The sequence below is a fragment of the Levilactobacillus lindianensis genome (assembly GCF_003946095.1).
In the GTDB taxonomy this organism is placed as follows: domain Bacteria; phylum Bacillota; class Bacilli; order Lactobacillales; family Lactobacillaceae; genus Levilactobacillus; species Levilactobacillus lindianensis.
Genome location: NZ_RHOD01000004.1, coordinates 22,427 through 43,882 on the forward strand (window position 1 = coordinate 22,427; position 21,456 = coordinate 43,882).

16 protein-coding genes are annotated in these 21,456 nt (G+C 50.5%); 1 reads left to right on the forward strand and 15 read right to left on the reverse strand.

Annotated elements, in window-relative coordinates; translation table 11 throughout:
• Positions 1-9: 9 nt before the first annotated feature.
• The 13 genes from rbsD to EKM70_RS02230 all read right to left on the reverse strand — a co-directional run bounded on the left by rbsD (position 10) and on the right by EKM70_RS02230 (position 16,673).
• Positions 10-405 (reverse strand): D-ribose pyranase, encoded by a 396-nt coding sequence (rbsD, locus tag EKM70_RS02170; RefSeq protein WP_057879210.1) that lies wholly within the window; start codon positions 403-405, stop codon positions 10-12.
• A 233-nt stretch (positions 406-638) separates the two neighbouring features.
• Positions 639-2,159 carry a gamma-glutamylcysteine synthetase gene (locus EKM70_RS02175; protein ID WP_125544840.1) on the reverse strand — a complete coding sequence of 507 codons (1,521 nt, stop codon included), beginning with the start codon at positions 2,157-2,159 and terminating at the stop codon, positions 639-641.
• Positions 2,160-2,338: 179 nt separating this feature from the next.
• Complete coding sequence (rlmD, locus tag EKM70_RS02180; RefSeq protein ID WP_125544842.1) at positions 2,339-3,706, reverse strand: 23S rRNA (uracil(1939)-C(5))-methyltransferase RlmD; 1,368 nt, start codon at positions 3,704-3,706, stop codon at positions 2,339-2,341.
• A 63-nt stretch (positions 3,707-3,769) separates the two neighbouring features.
• A complete protein-coding gene (locus EKM70_RS02185; RefSeq protein WP_125544844.1) occupies positions 3,770-4,786 on the reverse strand; it encodes a diacylglycerol kinase in 1,017 nt (338 codons plus the stop codon).
• A gap of 18 nt (positions 4,787-4,804) precedes the next feature.
• The gene (gene gatB, locus EKM70_RS02190) at positions 4,805-6,226 is read right to left on the reverse strand and encodes an Asp-tRNA(Asn)/Glu-tRNA(Gln) amidotransferase subunit GatB (protein WP_125544846.1); all 1,422 of its coding nucleotides are present in this window, start codon (positions 6,224-6,226) and stop codon (positions 4,805-4,807) included.
• A complete protein-coding gene (gatA, locus tag EKM70_RS02195) occupies positions 6,226-7,695 on the reverse strand; it encodes an Asp-tRNA(Asn)/Glu-tRNA(Gln) amidotransferase subunit GatA (protein WP_125544848.1) in 1,470 nt (489 codons plus the stop codon). Before gatA ends, gatB begins: the two co-directional genes overlap by 1 nt.
• Entirely contained in the window at positions 7,696-8,007 is a 312-nt protein-coding gene (gatC, locus tag EKM70_RS02200; protein ID WP_057879216.1) for an Asp-tRNA(Asn)/Glu-tRNA(Gln) amidotransferase subunit GatC, read from the reverse strand. It lies immediately after the preceding gene.
• 158 nt (positions 8,008-8,165) lie between these two features.
• A complete protein-coding gene (locus EKM70_RS02205; RefSeq protein WP_164506304.1) occupies positions 8,166-9,338 on the reverse strand; it encodes a CamS family sex pheromone protein in 1,173 nt (390 codons plus the stop codon).
• Positions 9,335-11,368 carry an NAD-dependent DNA ligase LigA gene (ligA, locus tag EKM70_RS02210; protein WP_125544852.1) on the reverse strand — a complete coding sequence of 678 codons (2,034 nt, stop codon included), beginning with the start codon at positions 11,366-11,368 and terminating at the stop codon, positions 9,335-9,337. Before ligA ends, EKM70_RS02205 begins: the two co-directional genes overlap by 4 nt.
• Positions 11,369-11,390: 22 nt before the next feature.
• Positions 11,391-13,619, reverse strand: a complete 2,229-nt coding sequence (gene pcrA / locus EKM70_RS02215) for a DNA helicase PcrA (RefSeq protein WP_404819855.1) — start codon at positions 13,617-13,619, stop codon at positions 11,391-11,393.
• A 203-nt stretch (positions 13,620-13,822) separates the two neighbouring features.
• The gene (locus EKM70_RS02220; protein WP_125544856.1) at positions 13,823-14,962 is read right to left on the reverse strand and encodes an ATP-grasp domain-containing protein; all 1,140 of its coding nucleotides are present in this window, start codon (positions 14,960-14,962) and stop codon (positions 13,823-13,825) included.
• Between the two features lie 137 nt (positions 14,963-15,099).
• Positions 15,100-15,675, reverse strand: a complete 576-nt coding sequence (locus EKM70_RS02225; protein ID WP_125544858.1) for a xanthine phosphoribosyltransferase — start codon at positions 15,673-15,675, stop codon at positions 15,100-15,102.
• 89 nt (positions 15,676-15,764) lie between these two features.
• Complete coding sequence (locus tag EKM70_RS02230; RefSeq protein ID WP_125544860.1) at positions 15,765-16,673, reverse strand: 1,4-dihydroxy-2-naphthoate polyprenyltransferase; 909 nt, start codon at positions 16,671-16,673, stop codon at positions 15,765-15,767.
• Between the two features lie 106 nt (positions 16,674-16,779).
• Here EKM70_RS02230 and EKM70_RS02235 point away from each other — a divergent pair, with 106 nt between their 5' ends.
• Entirely contained in the window at positions 16,780-17,757 is a 978-nt protein-coding gene (locus EKM70_RS02235) for a polyprenyl synthetase family protein (protein WP_125544862.1), read from the forward strand.
• Positions 17,758-17,952: 195 nt separating this feature from the next.
• Here the strand turns inward: EKM70_RS02235 and cydC are convergent, their stop codons facing one another.
• The gene (cydC, locus tag EKM70_RS02240; protein WP_125544864.1) at positions 17,953-19,695 is read right to left on the reverse strand and encodes a thiol reductant ABC exporter subunit CydC; all 1,743 of its coding nucleotides are present in this window, start codon (positions 19,693-19,695) and stop codon (positions 17,953-17,955) included.
• Entirely contained in the window at positions 19,692-21,428 is a 1,737-nt protein-coding gene (gene cydD / locus EKM70_RS02245) for a thiol reductant ABC exporter subunit CydD (protein WP_125544866.1), read from the reverse strand. The genes cydC and cydD overlap by 4 nt, the downstream gene beginning before the upstream one ends.
• Positions 21,429-21,456: the final 28 nt, after the last annotated feature.

Below are 21,456 nucleotides of genomic sequence, written 5' to 3' on the forward strand. Positions count from 1 at the left end.
AGTCGCAGCTTAAAACGTTACGCCGCTTTCCAATATAATGTTTGAGAACGGTGTCATTTCGCCTGTACGGACGAATGCGTGGCACTTACTCAAGTCCTGCTTCATTTGATCATGTGGGATGAACTTAACATCGACATCCGGTAATAATTGCTGAACCGCTGATAATTGGTCCGGATTTTCGGTCTTCATCTCTTCTGCCAAATAAATGCGTTGTACCTGTAACTCAGCTAAGACATTCTTTAGTACGTCTAAGAAACTTGGAAGTTGCTTAGTCACTGCTAAATCAATCTTTTCGGTTCCCTTCGGAACTGGCATTCCGGCATCACCGATAGCCAACGTGTCGAAGTGTCCCATTTGGGAGATGACCCGTGACAAATCAGAATTAATAACTGTTGTCTTCTTCATTCCTGCCTTATCCACCTTTCAGAACACTTGCAGATTCTACATAAGGTAAATGGTTTTACCTACGCCACTACATCACGCGGCATGAATCGAGAAACCGTTCGTAAAACCGTTTACATTATTTCTACAAGACCTAAGATACCACAAAAGAAAAGCGCTTTCAATAAAAATTCATAAGTTTTTCAAAAAAAAACGCGCATCCCTGGGATGCGCGTTCTAATCATTCTAATACTATTTTAATAGTGTAAAGGTGCTGGCAACGCCGGTAGATCAGGGAATAGATGCCGTAACTTGATCTCTGGATTAGCATCCTGAGTGTCTCGTTCCTGAAGAACCTGGGTGACGCCATTAAATGTAAACATTAGTAAATCGTCACCCTCCTCATCGCGAACTTGAAAGAACTTCACACCGAGTTGCAAAGCCGTCATGACAAATCGCTGGGTCTGATCACTGACCTGCTTCAAACGAGGCAATAGTGGCTTGGCCGCAATCCGTTGACGGTGCCAATCGGCCGCAATCTGCCGGCCATAAGCCATGAGACTCCCATCTTGTAGGTGAGCGACCATCTTGGCAGCCGGCGTTAACTCGGGATGAGTCAACACTTCTTCGAGATCGTCAATGACCGATGACTGTTCTGCATGAATCTGGAGTTGATCGGTCATCTCTCGCAATTCCTGGAAGACACGTTCCCCATCGGTCTGGTATTGCGTCGGTGCCAACGGATTTTCCAAAGCCACCCGCTGATTTCGCGTCAAGGCCTCGCTAAGTTGCTGCTCCAGATCTTGCGTTGGCAACGGTTGCGTTAAGAGATAAATCATGAAGACCTTTAAGAAGTACAGGGCATGCCGACTAACCCCATTGGGGGTAAACGGCGTGTTATCAAAGTCCCGTAATTCCAGGTAACGAATACCACCGGCGAGGTAGTCTCGCTGATTTGCCTGTCCTCTGAGCCGTACAGGCCCGTAGAACTCGTGCGCAGAGAAATAGGTACCATTGTCTATCAAGCGCTGAAGCTGGTTTAGATGCGCTTCTAAGGACGTATACGTCACCTGCTCATCTGGGCGGTTCACAAAACCGAAACGACTGTTGCGAATACTCCGCACCGGTTGGGCTAATTCTGCTGGCATGGGGTCAAAGAACCCCTGTTCAGCCACGGGACTGGCCCCAAATAAGTAGGTCAATAACCACTGGTAGCGCACAAAGTTCTGCGCTAACCGGAAGTACAGGGCATTCTTAAAAGCCACAATAGACGTAAATTCCTGGGTGTAGTGGCTGAATAACCGATGCAAAACTGGATCTGGCAGGCTGTAATTCACATGCACGCCAGTCAGACTCCCATGTTGTAGGCCATACTTCTTCACGAGATAGGACCGGTACGGCCGAATAGCCGGTCGATCAAAATGATCGGCTAGAAACTGCCAGTCAGTCTCATCCATCTTGGGGGGCGTACTAAACGGCCAGATGCGATCGTCCCCTTCTAAGGAGCGGTAAGCCACCGTTTGCAAGGTATCTAACTGGTCTAGCGTCCCTCCAATATTGGGATTAGGGTCCGTAATGATTTCGAGTTGGCTTTCAGTAAAGTCCGTTTGAAAATAAGGGTGGAAGGTCCGAGAACCTAAGGCACTGGGATGGGGACGACGACTCAGCCGACCATGCGGATCGATTCGTTGTTCTTCAACTTCCACACCGATTAAACTGTGATACAACTGTTCTGCTAAATTTTCTTCACGAATAACCGCTAATAGATTTTCTAACATGGCGGTAACATCCCCTGACCTTAGACTTGGTTTACTAAAGTGTAAACAAAAATGGCGGCGCTGTCACTGATATTGTTCCCTTTTATTCATTAAATTTTTGTAAATCACACTAACCATTAAATCAGATACCAAAAAGGTGTCTGAACCCACGTCCAGACACCCGGTGATAACTTTAAAACTTACTTCTTAACTAAAACCGTGACACTTTCCACGTGTGGCGTTTGTGGGAATTGGTCGACTGGCTGGATTGCCCCGTCGATATCATAGCCGAGTTCTTGGAACCGGACCACGTCACGAACCAACGTAGCAGGGTTACAGCTGACATAGACAACCTTCTTAGGACCCATCTTAGCGGTGGAATCGATCAGGCTTTCGGCCAGACCCTTACGTGGAGGATCAACCACCACAACGTCGGGCTTGATGCCGTCTTCTTGCCACTTCGCCATTTGTGACTCGGCCTTAGCAACTTCGAAGGTCACATTGCTCAGGTGGTTCTTCTGAGCGTTAACCTTGGCATCTTCAATGGCTTCTGGCACCACATCAACTCCGTAGACTTGCTTGGCGTGCTTAGCCAGTGCTAATGAAATCGTCCCGATTCCACAATAGGCATCGATTACGGTTTCTTCACCCGTCAAACCGGCCTTGTCGATGGCCATTTGGTACAGCTTTTCAGTCTGTTGGGGATTGACTTGATAGAATGACCGCGCTGAAATGGCGAAGGTCAATCCTAACAGGCTGTCCTCAATGGTTGGCTTGCCGTACAGCGTCCGCGTCACGTTACCCATGATGACATTCGTCTTCTTGGCATTAACGTTCAGGACGATGCTAGTCACTTCTGGCAAAGCCTTGTGAATCTGATCGACCAATTGGGCCTGACTTGGAATCTTCTGTGTCCGGCTAACCAGCACAATCATCATTTCGTGACTGTAGTAACCTCGACGAACCATGATCGTTCGTAAGACACCCTTGTCACTGATTTCATCGTAAGCGGGAATCTCAAACTGACGAAGCAAGTCGCGGACCTTGACGATGGCCGCGTCGATGGCTGGGTCTTGAATGTAGAAGTCCGTCAATGGAATGAGGTCATGGCTGTGTTGCCGGTAGAAGCCGGTCTCCAATTGTCCCTTAACCTTGCGAACCGGCACTTGAGCCTTGTTCCGGTATTGGGTTGGGTTAGCCATCCCCAGCGTTGGGGCAACTTCCACCTCAACGTGGGCCTTGCTGAAGAGTTCCGCAATCTGGTGTTGCTTGAACGTCAGTTGGGCGGGGTAAGCCAGGTGTTGCAATGGCGCAATCCCAGTCTGGCGGTACGTCTTGTCGACATCCTTCACCCGGTCAGGAGATTCCGTCTTCCAAGTCACGGCGCGGGCAAAACCATAGTGGCTCTGAACCTTCGTTACTTGAATCGTGAGTTCTTCACCTGGTAAGGCGTTTTCGATAAACAGAGGGAAATCATCAACCTTGGCGACACCCATCCCCTGATAAGTTAAATCAGCAATGGTGACGTCGAGGCGTTCGTTCTTTGTTACGGGTGCTTTAGTTTTCATTCGTTCTCCTTAATGAGAAAGGGATCTTGCCCTGAAAATGCCGTGCAAAATCCCTTCAGTATCTTAATCTTCCGTTGGTGTCGTTGATCCGTCAGGCAAGCTTTCCACTTGCTTGACAAATTTTTCTTCGGCCTCAAGGACCTCCGGTGATTCACTGGTAACCGCTGCATCCGGAATATCGTCGAGATTGGCGTACATTTCGATGTGTTGGGCCAGGTTAGTGAACTTCATGGGAGCATCGCCACCATATTCACCGTCCAGGTTAATCATCATGCGGTCTTCTACCGGCCGCGCGATGACCTTGCTGGTCTTCTTATAAATAATGTGGGGATCGTTGATGTGCTTCCCGCCGTTTAAGACGAGACCCATCAACCGCAGAATTTCCGGCATGCTGGCCGTCTTCACGATAATCATCGTGAATTTACCATCATCCAAGGCGGCGTCGGGCACAATCTGCTCGAAGCCTCCGATGGAGTTGGTCAGCGCCAAAAGAAACATCGACGCCTTCCCCCGGAAGTGACCATCGTCATAGGTCAAGTCCATATCAATCGGCTTGATCCGGGGCAACAACTCGGCCCCCTTCAACAGATAGGCCAGGTAGCCGAAGATCGACTTGAGGTTGGACGGCACGTCGTAGGTTAGCTCGGTCAATAGACCCCCACCTGCGATGTTAATAAAGTAGGTTTCGCCCGCTTGACCGATGTCCATCTTGATGGTTTGGTTCTTCAAAACGACCTTGGCTGCGGCCAACGGGTCCTCACGTGGAATGTGTAGGGCTCGGGCGTAGTCATTGGTGGTTCCGGCCGGAATGATGGCCATCTTCGGACGATGGGGTAACCCAGCAATCCCGTTCACAACCTGGTTGATGGTCCCATCACCACCGGCGGCCACAATGAGTTCAAACCCGGCCTTAGCGGCGCGCGTTGCCTCACTCTGTGCCGAATCCGGGGCGGCAGTTGTTGCGTATGCACTGGTCTCATAACCGGCCTGTTCAAACACCGCCAGAATATCAATCAGATCTTTTTTTAATGCCTCACGTCCTGAGGTTGGATTGTAGATCACCCTTGCCCGTTTACGCATGCTGTGCCTCCATTGTTCTTATTGCTTTAAGGCTGTCATCAGTAACTGATTAACAACCTGCGGGTTAGCTTGTCCGTGGGTTTGTTTCATGATTTGACCGACCAGGTAGCCAACGGCCCGTTTCTTCCCGTTGTTAAAGTCTTCAATCGATTGTGGGTTAGCGTCCAAGACGTCATCAATAATCGGTTGTAACTTAGCTGGATCAGACAATTGAACCAGACCGTGGGCTTCGACGTAAGCCTTAGGTTCTTCACCGGCCGTAATGGCCTTGAAGACCTTCTTGGCCATCTTGCTGGAAATGGTCCCATCTGAAATCAGATTGATCATGCCAGCCAGGTTAGCTGGGGTCAGCTTCGTGGCTTGTAAGTCAACGTGATTGTCGTTCAGGAAGGCGTTAACGTCCCCTTGCAGATAGTTAGCGGCCATCTTAGGGTCAGCCTTCAGCGCCACAGTTGCGTCGAAGAAGTCTGACATTTCCTTGGTTTGGGTGATAACCATGGCGTCATAATCCGTCAAGCCAAGTTCGTTAACGTAACGTTCCCGCCGCTTGGTTGGCATTTCTGGCATGGCATCCCCGAGTTCCTTGATCCAGTCATCACTGATGTTCAGTGCTGGCAGATCGGGTTCTGGGAAGTACCGGTAATCATCGGCACCGGCCTTGACCCGCATCAGGATCGTCTCACCGGTCTTTTCGTCGAACCGCCGAGTTTCCTGTTGTACAGCACCACCGGCCATCAAGACCTGCTGCTGCCGCTTTTCTTCGTACTCCAGCCCCCGTTGGACATAGTTGAAGGAGTTCAAGTTCTTTAGTTCGGTCTTGGTCCCAAACTTTTCTTGGCCCACGGGACGGACGGAAATGTTAACGTCAACCCGCATGGACCCTTCTTCCATCTTCACGTCGGAAATCCCGGTAAATTGGATCCGTTGACGCAAAGCTTCCAGGTAGGCATAGGCTTCAGCTGGTGAAGCAATGTCCGGCTTGGAAACAATTTCAATCAAAGGCGTCCCCTGCCGGTTCAAATCGACATAAGAATGATCGCGTTCGTGGGTGTTCTTCCCGGCATCTTCTTCGATATGCATCTCGGAGATCCCGATCTTTTTCTTCACTCCGTCCACGTCAACTTCAACCCAGCCATCGTGACCGATGGGCTTGTCGGATTGCGTAATTTGGTAGGCCTTCGGGTTATCCGGATAAAAGTAATTCTTCCGGTCGAAGTGAGTGTGCTGTTCCACGGTCGCATGGAGCGCCAAAGCGGCGATAATCCCATCGGCAACAACACCCTTGTTAGTCGTTGGTAATACCCCAGGGTATCCCCAATCGATGACGTTGGTGTTGGCGTTAGGATCGGCCCCGTAGGCAACTGGTGATGGGCTAAAGATCTTTGAATGAGTCTTTAACTCAATGTGGACTTCAAGTCCAATAGTCGTTTCAAAGTTCATTAGTTTTGACCTCCTAACGTTGGCAATTGGGTGTGGAAGTCCGTGCTCTGTTCGAACGCGTATCCGGCCCGGTAAAGCGTGCTTTCGTCAAATGGCCGGCCGATCAATTGCATCCCGACAGGTAAGCCATTGCTGAATCCGGCTGGCAAGGAAAGTCCTGGCAATCCGGCTAAGTTAACGGGAATCGTCAAGACGTCATTCATGTACATGGTGATTGGATCCTTGATTTCGTCACCCAAACCAAAGGCTGGTGTTGGGGCAACGGGACCCATAATGAAGTCATGATCCTTCAAGATAGCCTTGAAGTCATTCATGATCACCGTCCGAACCTTGGCGGCCTTCAAGAAGTAGGCATCGTAGAACCCAGCGGACAGTGAGAACGTCCCCAACATAATCCGGCGCTTAACTTCGTCGCCAAACCCTTCGGAACGAGACTTCACGTAAACATCTTCCAAGTTCTGAACATCCTGTGCGCGGTACCCATAACGAATCCCATCGAACCGTTGCAGGTTAGAAGAGGCTTCAGAGGACGCAATGATGTAGTAGGCTGCAACCCCGTACTTATTGTGTGGTAAGGAAACTTCGTCAACCGTGGCCCCTAACTTGCGGTAGGTGTCAGCGGCAGCCAGAATAGCCGTCTTGACGTCATCACTGACCCCATCGGCCAAGTATTCCTTAGGCAAGCCAATCCGCAAGCCGTTGACACTAGTCGCATCGTTTAAATCGGCGGCAAAATCAGGAACAGCTTGCGTTGAACTGGTTAGATCGTGGTCATCATGGCCGGCAATGGCACTCAATACCGTAGCATTGTCTTTAACCCCATGAGTCAAGGGGCCAATTTGGTCCAAACTTGACCCAAAGGCAATCAGGCCCCAACGAGACACCCGACCATACGTTGGCTTGATACCAACGATGCCGTTAAATGAAGCGGGTTGCCGAATCGAACCACCGGTATCGGAACCCAATGCGACTGGCACTTGACCAGAAGCAACGGCAGCCGCCGAGCCACCGGAAGATCCACCGGGAACCTTGGTTTGATCCCAGGCGTTCTTGGTTGGCTTGAAAGCTGAGTTTTCAGTCGAGCCACCCATGGCAAACTCATCCAGGTTGGTCTTCCCGACCGTAATCATTTGTGCAGCGGCTAATTTTTCAGTCACCGTAGCATCGTAGACGGGGTTGAAGTCTCCCAACATCTTGGAGGCAGCGGTCGTCGTTAATCCCTTGGTAACAATATTATCTTTTAAAGCCACGGGAATTCCGGCCAATGGCTGGTCATCACTGATACCGGCCTCATCAATCTTAGCGGCCTGAGCCAAGGCGGCGTCTTCATTGAGGTTTAAGAAGGCGTCAATCTTGGTATCCGTGTCCTTGATATTGTCGAGTGTCGCTTGGGTTAATTCCTTAGCACTGACCTTTTTGGCAACCAGGTCGGCGTGGAGGCTAGCGAGATCTTGGTTAAAGTAGTTCATCTATTCATTATCCTCGCTTTCATCGATGATGGCTGGTACCTTGATGAAGCCGCGGGCAGCGTCCGGCGCGTTCTTTAACAGCGCCTCACTTTGTCCCCAGTTATCGGCGACATCTTCACGCATCACATTTAATTGGTCAGAAACACTACTGGTTGCTTCGACACCGGTCGTATCGACTTCACTCAGTGTCTCAAACAGGCCAATAATGTCGTCGAGTTGGGGCGTAAACGCGTCCAACTGGGCATCCGTAAATTCAAGTTTTGCCAATCCGGCAACGTGTTGAACTTGTTCTCGAGTAATTCGATTAGCCATCAATTATCCCTCTTTCTAATTTATCCGCATTCACCATTTACCTTCTAAAATCCAAAGATAAACATACATTGCCATTTTACCATATATCCACGTCAGACAAAGGATAATGACAAAAAATCGGTAACCGTTCAACTGACGGCCACCGACTCGCAATCTGTTTAATAACTATTAAAGACGTGACTCGTGAATTTCTTTTCGCCACTTGCCCGTGACAGGTAACTCTGAACGCCATCAGTTGAGGAAACCTTGATGTCGATCGGAACCCCCGTTGGCAGATACTTCTGGGCCGCCGTCTGGAGATACTGGGTAAAACTAATGATTTCCGTTTGACTGTAGAACTGCGTGTTGATGTTAACGTGCATCCCTTGTAACGTATCTCCGTTGTACTGAGCCTGAGCGGTCACCCCACTCAAGTTCGGGAAGAAGTTCTCGACCTGCGACTTGAAGTTAGTAAAGGAGCTGGCATCGTTACTGTTAGGTGCGCTCTCCCCACTTTCAACTGGGAAGACCACGTTCTTCTGGCCTAAAGCCGTCCAATCTTTAACCGTCGTTGCCCCGGCCTTATTCTGGGAGTAGGCCATGAAGGTTCCCCCGACCAGACTATCGTTAGAGGCCTGCCGGTAAATGGCAATGACGATCGGCACATTCTTCAAGGCCGACTTCTGACGCATCCGTTGCAGTACCGTATTAGCGGCCTTCTTGGCATAGGCCAAGCCGGCTGCCTTACTGATCTTGGTCTCAAAGGTTGCCCCGTATTGTTCCTTCTTGTAGTAGTCCACGGAATTCACGGCAATCCCCACGGTAACCCCACTGAGTGACAGTTTATTGTCCTTTTGCGTCATGTAATCCTGCTCTTCAAGAGCCTGAATATAGACTGGGTTCCGCTTATTAGGGGCCTTCGACCCGTTATCTTCCGGGTTCAAACCCGTGTCGTTTGACTTGGACTTACGGTCCAACCAATTCTGAACCGTCGATGAACTCAGGTATTGGCCTTCCTGGAAGACGTACTTCTTGGTTGAGAAAACCTTCTTGGAGACATTCAACATCCCCGTTTCGAAGCTCTTTAAGTTATAGGTATTGCCGGCGTCTTGGCTGTTCGTGACCCCTCGAGACTTACTGGTCTGGTAGTGGCCACTCTTAATAACCCCTTCGTAATCGCCATCCGTCGACTGGCCCGTCAGTTGGGTACTCCCCGTCTTGTTGGAACCCGAACCAGAAGACATGCTGGAACTACTTAAATTACCACACGCGGCCAAAAATAACGGTACCGTGGCTAACGCGATCAAGATTCGTAACCGTTTCACGACTTGTTTCCTCCTAAAGGTCTTCATTTGTTTTCATTCATCGCTGCTAACAACTGGGCCTCATCCCAAATGGGAATTTCCAGACTCTGTGCCTTCGTGAGCTTGCTCCCGGCGGCTTCACCCGCAATCAGCAGGTCAGTCTTCTTGGAGACACTGCCGGTCACGGTCGCGCCGTGCTGTTCCAACCAGGCCGTGGCTTCCGGCCGCGTCAGCTCATTGAGCTTACCCGTCAGAACGACCCGTTGGTTAGCGAAGGTGCCCGTTGGATCGACTGGTTCATTCGGGCCACTGGTGTAAGTGAGATTAACCCCCACCGCCGCAAGCTCACGCATGAGATCTTGAACTGGCTCACTACTGAAATAGGTCACAACACTATCGGCGATGATACCGCCAATCGTGTCAATCGCAGCGATCGTTTCGCTATCGGCGGCCATTAGGCTCGCGAGGTCGCCAAAGTCTGCGGCTAATGACCGCGCCGCCTTGGCCCCCACGTGCCGAATCCCTAACCCAAATAGCAAACGTTCTAATGAATTATTGCGACTATTATCAATGGCTGTCAAGAGGTTTTGGGCCGACTTCTCCCCAAATTTATCTAAAGTTAATAATTGGTCCGCCGTTAGCCGATAAAGACTGGCGACGTTGGTTACAAGTTGACGATCAAATAACTGGGCCACGATCTGAGGACCTAAGCCCGCGATATTCATGGCATTCCGAGAGGCAAAGTGATTCATACCTTCGGCCAGTTGCGCCGGACAATTTGGATTGATACAACGTAAAGCAACTTCCTCGTCTAAGTGGACCAACTCGGCGCCACAGGAGGGACAGTGCGTCGGAATCGGATAGACCTCGGCAGTAGCTGGTCGTTTATCAGCCACGACCTGTGAGATCTCTGGAATAATATCGCCGGCTTTATGCAGCAACACGGTATCTCCCAGTCGAATATCCTTAGCTTGTAAATAATCTGGGTTGTGCAAGGAGGCTCTAGCCACCGTACTTCCGGCTAACACCACAGGATCCATCACCGCGGTGGGTGTCACAATCCCGGTTCGGCCAACCGTCCATTCAATATCTTTGACAACCGTTTGGACCTCTTCGGGTGGAAATTTATACGCAATCGCCCAGCGAGGTACCTTGACCGTCGCCCCGATAGCCCGTTGGAGCGGCAAGGAGTTGGCCTTAATGACGATCCCATCAATACCATAAGGCAGATCAGAACGTTGGGCCTGGTAAGTGTCGATATAGGCCCCTACTTCTTCCATGTTGTGAGCGACTTGATAAGTTGGGTTGGTCGTGAATCCCAGCTCTGCTAGTTCATCGAGTAACCCACTCTGCGTCCGCGTATTCAGCGGTTCGTAATCAGCGATATTGTACATAAAGGTGGCTAATTGGCGATCCGCCGTCACCTGAGTATCCAGTTGGCGCAGGGACCCAGCCGCGGCATTCCGCGGATTGGCAAAGGGGGCCTTCCCTGCGGCCTCACGACGCTCATTCAGCGCGAGAAAGGCTGCCTTAGGCATATAGCACTCCCCCCGCACATCGATGGTCAGCGGCCGACTCAGGGTCTGTGGGATGGATGTAACTGTCTTGAGGTTGGCCGTAATGTCTTCCCCAATTTGCCCATTGCCACGCGTAGACCCCTGAACAAATTTGCCATTCTCGTAGCGTAGCGAGATAGCTAACCCGTCAATCTTCAATTCACAATTATAGTCAAAGTCCTCGTCCACGTTGGCGCGCAAGCGATCATTGAACTCGCCCAGCTCTGCCAGTGAGAACACGTCTCCCAGTGAGAGCATGGGGATGGTGTGCGCCACCTTAGGTAGGTCACCACGCGTGGTTCCCCCGACACGTTGGGTTGGTGATTCCGGCGTCACAATGGCGGGAAAGGCTTCTTCCAGCGCCACTAATCGAGCATAAGCGCGGTCATAAGTGGCATCCTCCACCGAGGGTGCATCGGCATCATAGTATTGTTTCCCCCAGGCTAAGAGCTGAGGACGGAGCTTAGCAGCCTCGGTGGCGGCCTGTTCTTCCGTTAAAGTATTAGTAGGTTTGTCAGTCATTATTTTCCTCCCACGTTAACTTCTAGTCATCCACACGTTTGATCGGGGCAAACGCTGCTAAGAGCCGCTTGACACCCTGTTCTGGAAAGGCAATATCGAGTTCGGCATCTTCACCGGTGCCGTTAACCTTAACCACCGTTCCGATACCCCACTTCTTGTGGCTGGCCTTGTCACCGACACCCCAGGTTACCTTACCGGCACCGGTCCCACCAGATTCACTGACCCGACCGGTCTTGCCATGATAGGGATTAGCAACGGCACTGGCCGTTCGCCGTTCAAACGGCAGGTCCCGGCGACTGGGCGTCAAGCCGGACTTCGTTTCGCTGTAATCCAGGTGGAGTAGTTCTGGTTCGATTTCGGTAATAAAGCGAGATTGCGGATTCGTCTGTCGCCGACCGTATAGCATTCTGGAGTAAGCGTTCGTCAAATAGAGTTTCGTCTGCGCTCGTGTGATCCCCACGTAAGCCAGCCGACGTTCTTCTTCAAGTTCGTCGTCTTCGAGCATCGCTCTAGACAACGGGAAGATCCCCTCTTCCAGTCCCATCAGAAAGATTACTGGGAATTCCAATCCCTTGGCGGCGTGTAAGGTCATCAACGTGACTTCGGCGGGTTCTTCCTCCACATCGTCTTGCGCGGAGACCAGCGCCAGATCGGCTAGGAACTCAACCAAACGGTCTTCATCCTCGTCGTGATCGGCGTTGTCCCAATCCGTATCAAACTTTTGCGTGACGGATAAGAATTCCTCAATGTTTTCGATGCGCGTTTCGGCTTCCAAAGACTTGGAGGCCTTCAGGGCCTTCATGTAGCCTGTCTCGTCTAAAATTTGACTGGTAATATCCGAAACCCTGCTGGTAATGGCAGCCGCTTGAATGGCCTTGATGGTCAATCCAAACTTTTCCATTGAATTACGGATACGTGTCCCGAGGTTGTTGGCGAGACTGATATTCTGCGTGGCTTCGAGCTCCGTCCAATCATTGAACTCGGCGAACTCTCGTAGCTTGGTCAGACTCGTTGCCCCGATCCCCCGCTTGGGCTCGTTGATGATTCGTTCGAGACTCATGGAGTCGGCCGGATTGGCAACCAACGTTAGGTAAGCCAAGACGTCTCTGATTTCCTTACGGTCGTAGAACTTGTGGCCCCCGACCATGGTGTAAGGAATGTTAGCCTTAACCAGTGTTTCTTCGATCACTCGGGATTGCGCGTTGGTCCGGTACAGGATGGCAAAGTCCCCGTAATCATGATGATTCTGGTTACGCTCCTCTTGAATCTTAGAGACCACATAGTGTGCTTCGTCATTTTCATTTTGTCCCCGATAGTAGGAGATTTTATCGCCCTCGGGATTCTCGGTCCACAGATCCTTCTTCTTTCGGTTAACGTTCTTCTGAATCACGTCGTTAGCGGCCTGTAAGATGGTCTTGGTTGACCGATAGTTCTGCTCCAACAACGTTACGTGGGCGCTGGGGTAGTCATGTTCAAAGTTCAGGATATTTTCCATGTTGGCTCCCCGCCAACCATAGATACTTTGGTCCCCATCCCCGACGACACAGAGATTGCCGTGCTTCTTAGCCAGCATGTTCACCAGCGTGTACTGTGCATCGTTGGTATCTTGGTATTCATCGACGTGGATGTACTGGAACTTTTCTTGGTAATACCCTAAGACGTCAGCACTTTCCTTAAACAGCTTGATAGTCAACATGATCAGATCATCGAAGTCCATGGCTTGGTTGGCCTTTAGTTCCCGTTGGTAGTTCTCATAAACATTCGAGACGGTTTCCTCGAAGGGATTACCCGCGGCCGCCCGCATCATCGCCGGCGTCTGTAACGCATTCTTAGCGTTCGAAATCGCCCCTAAGACAGAGCGGGGATCGAACTTTTTCACATCCAAATTCAACTCTTGTAAGACCCGCTTAACTAGGGTCCGCTGCTCGCCGGGATCGGCGATCGTGAAGGCGCGGTTATACCCAAGCTTATCGGCATCGCGGCGCAAGATCCGGACACACAACGCATGGAAAGTGGAGACCCACACGTCACGACCGTCGGGGCCTAGGAGCTTAGCCACCCGTTCACGCATTTCCTTAGCGGCTTTATTCGTAAAGGTAATCGCCAGAATCCGCCAAGGCATCACATTATTGTGTTCAATGAGATATGCCACTCGGTGCGTCAATACTCGGGTCTTGCCACTACCGGCACCCGCCAATACCAACAGGGGTCCCTCCGTCTGGAGAACGGCCTCCGTCTGCTTATCATTCATGCCAGTTAACAATTCTTCTCCTGCCACCGTGAACACAATCCTCTCTGTAATTAGTCTTGACCATTATAGCAAAAAAACATACGTTCTGCGAGGTGAACCCCCTTAGTTTACCAGGTCGTTTTTGCCCATGAAAAAGGGTCGAGACCGCTGCCTCGACCCCCCTCTTATTCGGGTCATTCGACAACCCTTAAAGAAGTTCTAAATTAAGATTCAGCCGGCGTGTTCCAGATTCCGGTATCATCCAATTGATCTAATATCGTTTTGACGGATTCACCCTGAACCGAGATGTGACCCATGGCCTCATCTGACGCCTGCTTCTTCAGGTGATAGAAGGTGAAGTGCCAGTTAGACTTTAACTGCCACTGCGTACGAATAGCCGAAAGCTGATCGTTAGTAAAGGCCGCCGTGACCGCCGGTGTCAGAATCTCTGGGGTAGCCAGTGGTAAGCCAGCGATTGCCCGCAGGTGCTGTTCGAACTCATTTACGGTAGCGGACGCGTCAAAGATGTAGCCCGTCTCACTTGGGGCTGGCACAATCTTCTTGACGTAAATAGCGCCACTGCTCGTTAGGTAAAAGGAGACCTCAAAGACCCCGACGTAGCTCACGTGCTTGGCTACCTCATTGGCAATCCGGTGAATTTCACTCGCAACTGCGTCGTCAACCTGGGCAGGTACCCAAGTCTTCACCGGTCGGTCGGACACAGAGGCCGTTTCTGTAATTGGAAAGTCCTGCTGATTGCCGTCTTGATCCCGGGCCACCACGATCGAGTATTCCCGATCATAGGCGATTTGAGATTCCAGGATGTAAGTCCCCCAGTCCAAGAGACCGGCGGCTTTTGCAATGTCCGTTTGTGTCTTAATCACAAGTTCTCTGCCGTGTGACCATTCCTTTTGAATAGGCTTCAACACACAGGGATACCCAATGGAATTGACGGATTGGTAAACGTCATCCAGGTTGATGATCGTGGCATATGGCGCGATGTTTACATTGAGTTGTTCGAAGAAGGCTCGTTCAAGCAACCGGTCTTGCATCATTTCCAGCATATCCGTTCCCTGAGGAATCCGCGTAAACTGGGCCAAGAACTTCACAACATCGGTGCTGACCTGTTCGGAATCATAAACGATGGCCGCACAACTCTCGGCAAAGTGCTGGAGTTTATCGTGATCCTTGCGCGTCCCCACTGCCTTAAAATCGGCCAGTTGTAGCGCCTCACTGGTTTCATCGGGACCGTAAGCCCCCACGCGTAACCCCATCTTTCGCGCCGTTGTCACCAACATTGCTGCGTTGGCGCTATTTCCAATCACACCAATTGTATCTCCCGGATATAAGACCGTGTTCGCCAATTTGCTCCCTACTTTCTGACTTAATATTATCTAAACAATGATCACTGTGACTAAATCACGATACCAGCGTGTGGTCTCGTGTTCAGTCCTTCACTATAAGTTTAAAGTTTGCTTACCAATTACACAAGTACCCACCATTAATCTTGGGCAAATTGGACCTCGTTATGTTCAAATGAAGCGATGCTAGCCAGTGCTTCCAACTGAATGCCAGCATCCACAACTAACTGATGCCCCTTCTGGAAACGCTTCTCAATCACGACACCGACACCGGCCACCGAAATCTGAGCCGTCTCGGCAATATCCAAGAGCCCTTGGACCGCCTGACCATTTGCCAAAAAATCATCAATAATGAGGACCCGATCCGTCGCCTTCAAGAACCGCCGATCGATTGAAATGTCGTTGTTCACACGCTTGGTATAGGAATAAACCTTGGCCGTGTAGAGATGGTCCGTCAGTGTGAGACTCTTATGCTTCCGGGCAAAGATAACGGGCACGTTGAGGTGTAGCCCCGCCATCACTGCCGGCGCAATTCCAGAAGACTCAACCGTCAGAATTTTGGTAATCCCAGCATCGGCGAACCGACGGGCAAACTCCACCCCCAGTTCATTCATGAGTTGTGGGTCAATCTGATGATTTAAGAAATTATCCACCTTGAGAACGTCACCTGGCAACACCGTGCCGTCACGTCGAATTCGATCTTCTAGAATTTTCATTTTTTTGCGGCCTCCATCAGTTGTTTTGTTTACATTCTACCCGATTGAACCTTAAAAAAACAACGATGGCACGCCACATTTTAGCAGGCTTAACCGAAAAATAATCCAATCACTTCGGCAAGCACCGTCGATCCCGCCAGAATTGCCAAGTTTCGAACGGCCAGAATAAAGGTTTGTTTCTTAACCTGAACGGCAAAGAAGTCGCGAACATTACGATAAACTAAGGGAATACTCAGTAAGGCTAACAACGACCATCTAGGTAAATCACCGACAGCCACCGCCCCCACGAACGCCAGATAACCCACGACATAAAAGGCCGCAAATAAGATGAGTGACCCACGCTTACCCAAATAGTAAACAATGGTTCGTCGCTTCAAGGCGAGGTCTTCTTTCGCATCACAAATGTTGTTTGCCAGAAGCAAGGCCGCAATCGCGGTCACCGCAATGCCAGAAGCCAACAAAACGCGGCCAGCGAGTGACCAAGACAGTCCCCCACGCTGATAGACGTTGAGGTAGACCGTAATCAGCGTGATCAGATAGCCCATGGTAAAGCCGGCAAAAAATTCCCCAGTTGGCGTGCCGGATAATGGTCGGGGTCCCCCAGCGTAAAGATACCCAACTAAGAAACACCCAACCCCCATGACTAGGAGAGGCCACCCGGTGATCCAGACCAGCCAAAGGCCCAGTACCCCAGCGATGACGACAAAGGTTGCCATCAGACCGAAGACCCGCGCCATTCGCAGGTGTTGAACGCCAATGATATTTGTCTCACGTTTCCACCGTTCGGCCTGAGTCCCGGCATGACGGTAATCCTGGTAGTTATCATTGATATCAACAGCCATGTTAAAGAGAAACATCGCCACAAAGAAAACCCCGGTCACATCCCAATTAACGTGATTAAAGTTAAAAGCGACGAAGATTAACCCTAACAAAAACGGCCAAACCGACGCAATTTTAGCTTTAATCTCGACTAATTCTAAAAAGTTTTTGACAGTCACACAAATCCCCCCGAATGTCTTTTCTAAATTCGATGATAACCTTTATTTGACAACGTTTCCACTTGTCGGTAAGATAAATTTTAATGGGTACATAGTGAGGTGCAGTATGGATCAACAACTTTGGCGGCGATTCCCTTCAGTGGCGCCGCAGTTAAATGACTTGCAGGCCTACTTACTGGCTGCCATTCAACTCGACAATCAACCAATTCATCACAAGATTATCAGTCTGTTAACATCCGGTGGCAAGCTTCTCCGCCCCGGATATTTTTACTTATTTGCCGCCTTCGGCCAACCCGTGGATTCGCACGCGCTTCAAGCCGGCGCAGCAGCCCTCGAGATTCTCCACGTTGGAACCCTGATTCACGATGACGTGATCGACGAATCCCCTACCCGTCGTGGTGTCCGGACCATTCAAATGAAATACGGTCAACGTAATGCAATTTATGCCGGGGACTTCATGTTCACGGTTTACTTTAACCAGGTCTTGAAATCCACTAGCGACCGAACGCTGGTCCAAGACCACGTTGATTCGATGCACCGTATCCTGCAAGGGGAACTTCATCAAATGGATCTGAACTACCGCGAAGATATCAGCCAAGCGAGCTATTTGAAAGAGATTGCGGGGAAGACAGCCGAACTCTTCGCGCTGAGTTGTTACCAGGGGGCCGCCTTAAGCCACGCGCCTCAAGTGGTCCGTTCACACGCCCGTGAGATTGGGCTTGCCATTGGCAGTGCCTACCAAATTTTAGATGATATTCTCGATTACACCGGTGATCCGAAGAAGACGCGTAAGCCGGTCCTTGAGGATCTCCGCTCCGGGGTTTATTCACTTCCGTTAATCTTAGCGATGTCTCAGGCTCCAAAAGATTTTCATCGGCTATTGAAAAAGCGCCACGAGATGACCGAAGCAGATATTGTCGCAGTTCAACAACTGGTCACCCAGCACGGTGGCGTCACGGCCGCTAAGGCTTTGGCAACCCAGTTCACGGAACAAGCGCTCGCTGCCATTCAGGCGTTGCCGGTTGGAACGGCCCGCGATGATCTCGCCAAATTGACAACACTGTTGTTGCAACGTGACCATTAAAATTGCTTTGTAATCAGGCTAGATCCTGTTGGCCACCTACGACTTTGAGCGGCCGTTACTGAATCAAAACGACAAATTGCGGCCAGTCATATCTAAGTTTGAACAGGCTGAAATAGGTTTGTTAAAAATCATCGATCAATCTAAAAATCCCTCTTGATCTAACCATTTCTGGTTAAACCAAGAGGGATTTTTTATTTAATCATGATGGCCCCGGTCCAAGTCGTAGAGGGACCGGAAACGGGCGTTGTCGCGATAAAGTTCCGCGGGCGTCCCTTGCATATCGAACTTACCATCTTCGATGAAGCGAACCTGATCGACGTGATTAATCCCAGCCAAATGGTGGGTAACCCAGATAATTGTCTTGTCCTTGAGCACGTCGAAAACCGTATCCAATAAATGCTGTTCCGTGATTGGATCTAGGCTGACGGTCGGTTCATCTAAGATGATGATAGGAGCATCTTGTAGCAAGATACGAGCCAGTGATAAACGTTGTCGCTCCCCACCGGAGAATCGGCTACCGGCCTCTTGCACTTGGGTCTCGTATCCCATGGGCAACCGAGAGATCAGGTCATCCAACTCCACGGCCTTGATGGCCGCTCGGACCTGTTCGTCAGTTGCATTCAAGTTCCCCAAGCGAACGTTGTTCATGACGGTCGTATTGAAGAGGTATGGCTGTTGGTCCAGAACGCCAAAGAGTTGCGCCCGTTGCTGCTGTAAGGCCGCCACTGGGACCCCATTGAGCTGGACCGTTCCTCGCGTTGGGGCTTCATCCCCCAGAATTAATTTCAACAACGTGCTCTTCCCGGTGCCACTGGGCCCCAGCAAGGCTAACTTTTCACCAGTGTGAACTGTCAGTGACAAATCACGGAGAACCTGACGCTTGGCTTCGGCATACTGGAAGTCAACGTGATCAATGGCTAACGTCTCAAAGCCAGCGATGGTCTTCTGAGAAATCTGCTTCGGTTCAGACTCATCCAACGCATTCACCCGTTGAATGGAATCCCGATAGACCGGCCACTCACTGACCCCCTGGCTCATATCGGCAAAGGGTTCCACCGTTGGAAAGAGGGCTAACCCAAAGGCAGCGACCCAGTTGGCCTGCGCCTGACTACCGGTAAATGTCAGTCCAGCCCACCAGACGATGAGGATGACCGCCGTCCCGAAGATCACCTGAATCGCAAAGTTACGCCACCATTGAAAGTGATGATCATGCCGCCGTAACGCCGCAATCTGGTCGATCGGAGCTTCTTGTTGATCCAGAAAGTCCTGCCGTCGACCGGAAATTAACCAGTCCCCTAATCCTAAAACGGAGTCGGTCAATTGCGTGTAGAAGCCCCGTTGAATCTGCCGGGCTTGGAATTCTCGCCGACCGTTTACTGCGACCGACATTAGAGGCATGACCATAACAATAACCCCCAGCAAGACTAACATTAGCAGGCCAAACGCCCAGTTGAAGTAGCCGATGCCGATAACGACAAACAGGTACAGCAACCAACCAATCACTAATGGAAAGACGGTTCGTAGATAGAGATTCTCAATATGATTGATGTCTTCGGCCAGAATGCTCAGGACATCCCCCGTTTGATGCGTCTGGCGAATGGCGACCGCTTGCTTTTCCACGGCCTGGTACAGTCGCTTACGAAAGTCTGAAACGATCCGTAAGACCCAGTTATGACTAGTCAACCGCTCCGCGTAACGGAAGGCTGGCCGCCCGATCCCAAAGGCGCGTGCCAAAACAATCGGAACGTAAATCATCAAAATATTATAGGGATGGGTTGCCGCCCGGCTAATCAAATAGCCCGAGTTAAACATCAGCGCCCCACCACAGAAGAACGTCATGAACCCTAAGAAAAGCACCAAAGCCAATAGCTTACGATAGCGGCGTAGATACGGCATAACCCAGTGATCGTGCTTAAATGTTGCAAAGAAGCCTTTCATTTCACCGTCGCCCCTTCCATCTCTGACCGTAATCTGACATAGGCCCCGTTTTTCTCCTGCAATTCCGCGGGTGTCCCCTGTTCAACAACCCGGCCGTGATCCATGACCAGAATATAATCCATTTCATTCATCCAATGTAGACGGTGGGTCGCGAAGAAGACCAGATGGTGGTCAAAGACCGGCATCATTGTTTGCTTCAAACCCACTTCGGTCTCAATATCCAAGTGCGCCGTGGGTTCATCAAGCAACAACACCCGCCGCGAGTCGTCCAGAAAGGCTCGGGCCAACGCAATTCGTTGTGCCTGACCACCACTGACGCCCCGTGAACCCTCACCAATCGCCGTCTCAAGTCCGGCAGGAAGCGTCGCAACCCAATCGCTCAGACCAGCCTTGGCCACGGCCGATTGAACAGCCACTTCACTGGCTTCGGGATCATAAAAAGTAATGTTTTCTCGGAGGCTGGCGTGAAACAAATAAGGCGCCTGCGGAATGTACACAAAACTCCGCTGCCAGGCCTGTTGGTCCAAATGAGGTACCGCAATCCCCCGGACCGTAATTTGGCCGTCCTGGGGGCTGAGAAAGCCACCTAGGGTGTTAATCAGCGTCGACTTCCCCGAACCAGATGCCCCAATGATGCCGACCTTCTGAAATCCCTTAATCTCAAAATTAATATCTTGGAGGGTGGCCTGTTGCGAATCACCATACTTAACGTTCACGTGATCGAAAGTTAAGGTGTCCTGATCTTCCCAAACCGGGTCGCGTAGTGGTAACAAGTCACGATCCTTAGGTGTCGCCCGTTGTAAGATATCCAGAACTGCCGTTAAAGCATTCTTCCCGTTTAAGGTAGCGTGATAGTCGTTGGCAAAATTGCGAATTGGCGCAAAGTAATCTGGCGCAAGGGTCAAAATAATTAAGGCTGGCAACAGTTGAATCGTCCCATTCATCAAACCAAATCCTAGAAATACCGCAATAATGGCAATTGACAAGGTGGTAAAGAAATCCAAGGCAAAGGTTGAGGTCATCGCAATCGTCAGCGTTGCCATGGTTTTCTTCCGATAGTCTTCACTGACCTGATAGACGTTATCCGCATAAGCCCTATTCAAGCCCAGCTGTTTCAGGGTTGGCAGGCCGCGTAGGGTATCCACAAAGTGATTGGATAACCGTTGATAACCGGCATACTGCCGGTCGGCCTTTGCCTGGGCCGCTAAACCCAAGATAATCATGAAGAAGATAATTAAGGGATAGATCGCTAAAAGGAACAGTGCTTCTTCCCACTTGATAAAAGCAATATAAATCAAAATTAACCACGGCGTAATCCCCAGATCCAGAACCTTGCCGATAATCATCATGAGATAGGTTTGAATCTTGTCGATCCCTTCCAACCCCATGGTCACCACGTTCCCGGTTCCCTTCTCTGCGACGACACTCGGTCCCAGATCAAACAGTTTTGCCATAAATTGCTGGCGTAAAGTTTTCGTGGTCGTTTCCACGAATGGATACAGTAGCCAATTTTTTGATAGCGTTAACAAGTGTCGGGCTAAAAAAACGACACCAAAAAGGGCCAGCGGCATCACAATTGTTCGAATCCCCTTTAACTGCCAGAGATTGACGATGGCTTGTGATAAATACTTGGCCTGCAGGATAATCATCCCTGCCTGAATCAGAGTCAAAACCGCCATAATCAGTGCGGCTGGCTTTACTCCAGGAAACTTAAACACCCGTTGATCAATCAAAACAAACGCCCCCTCGTAACAAGTGATA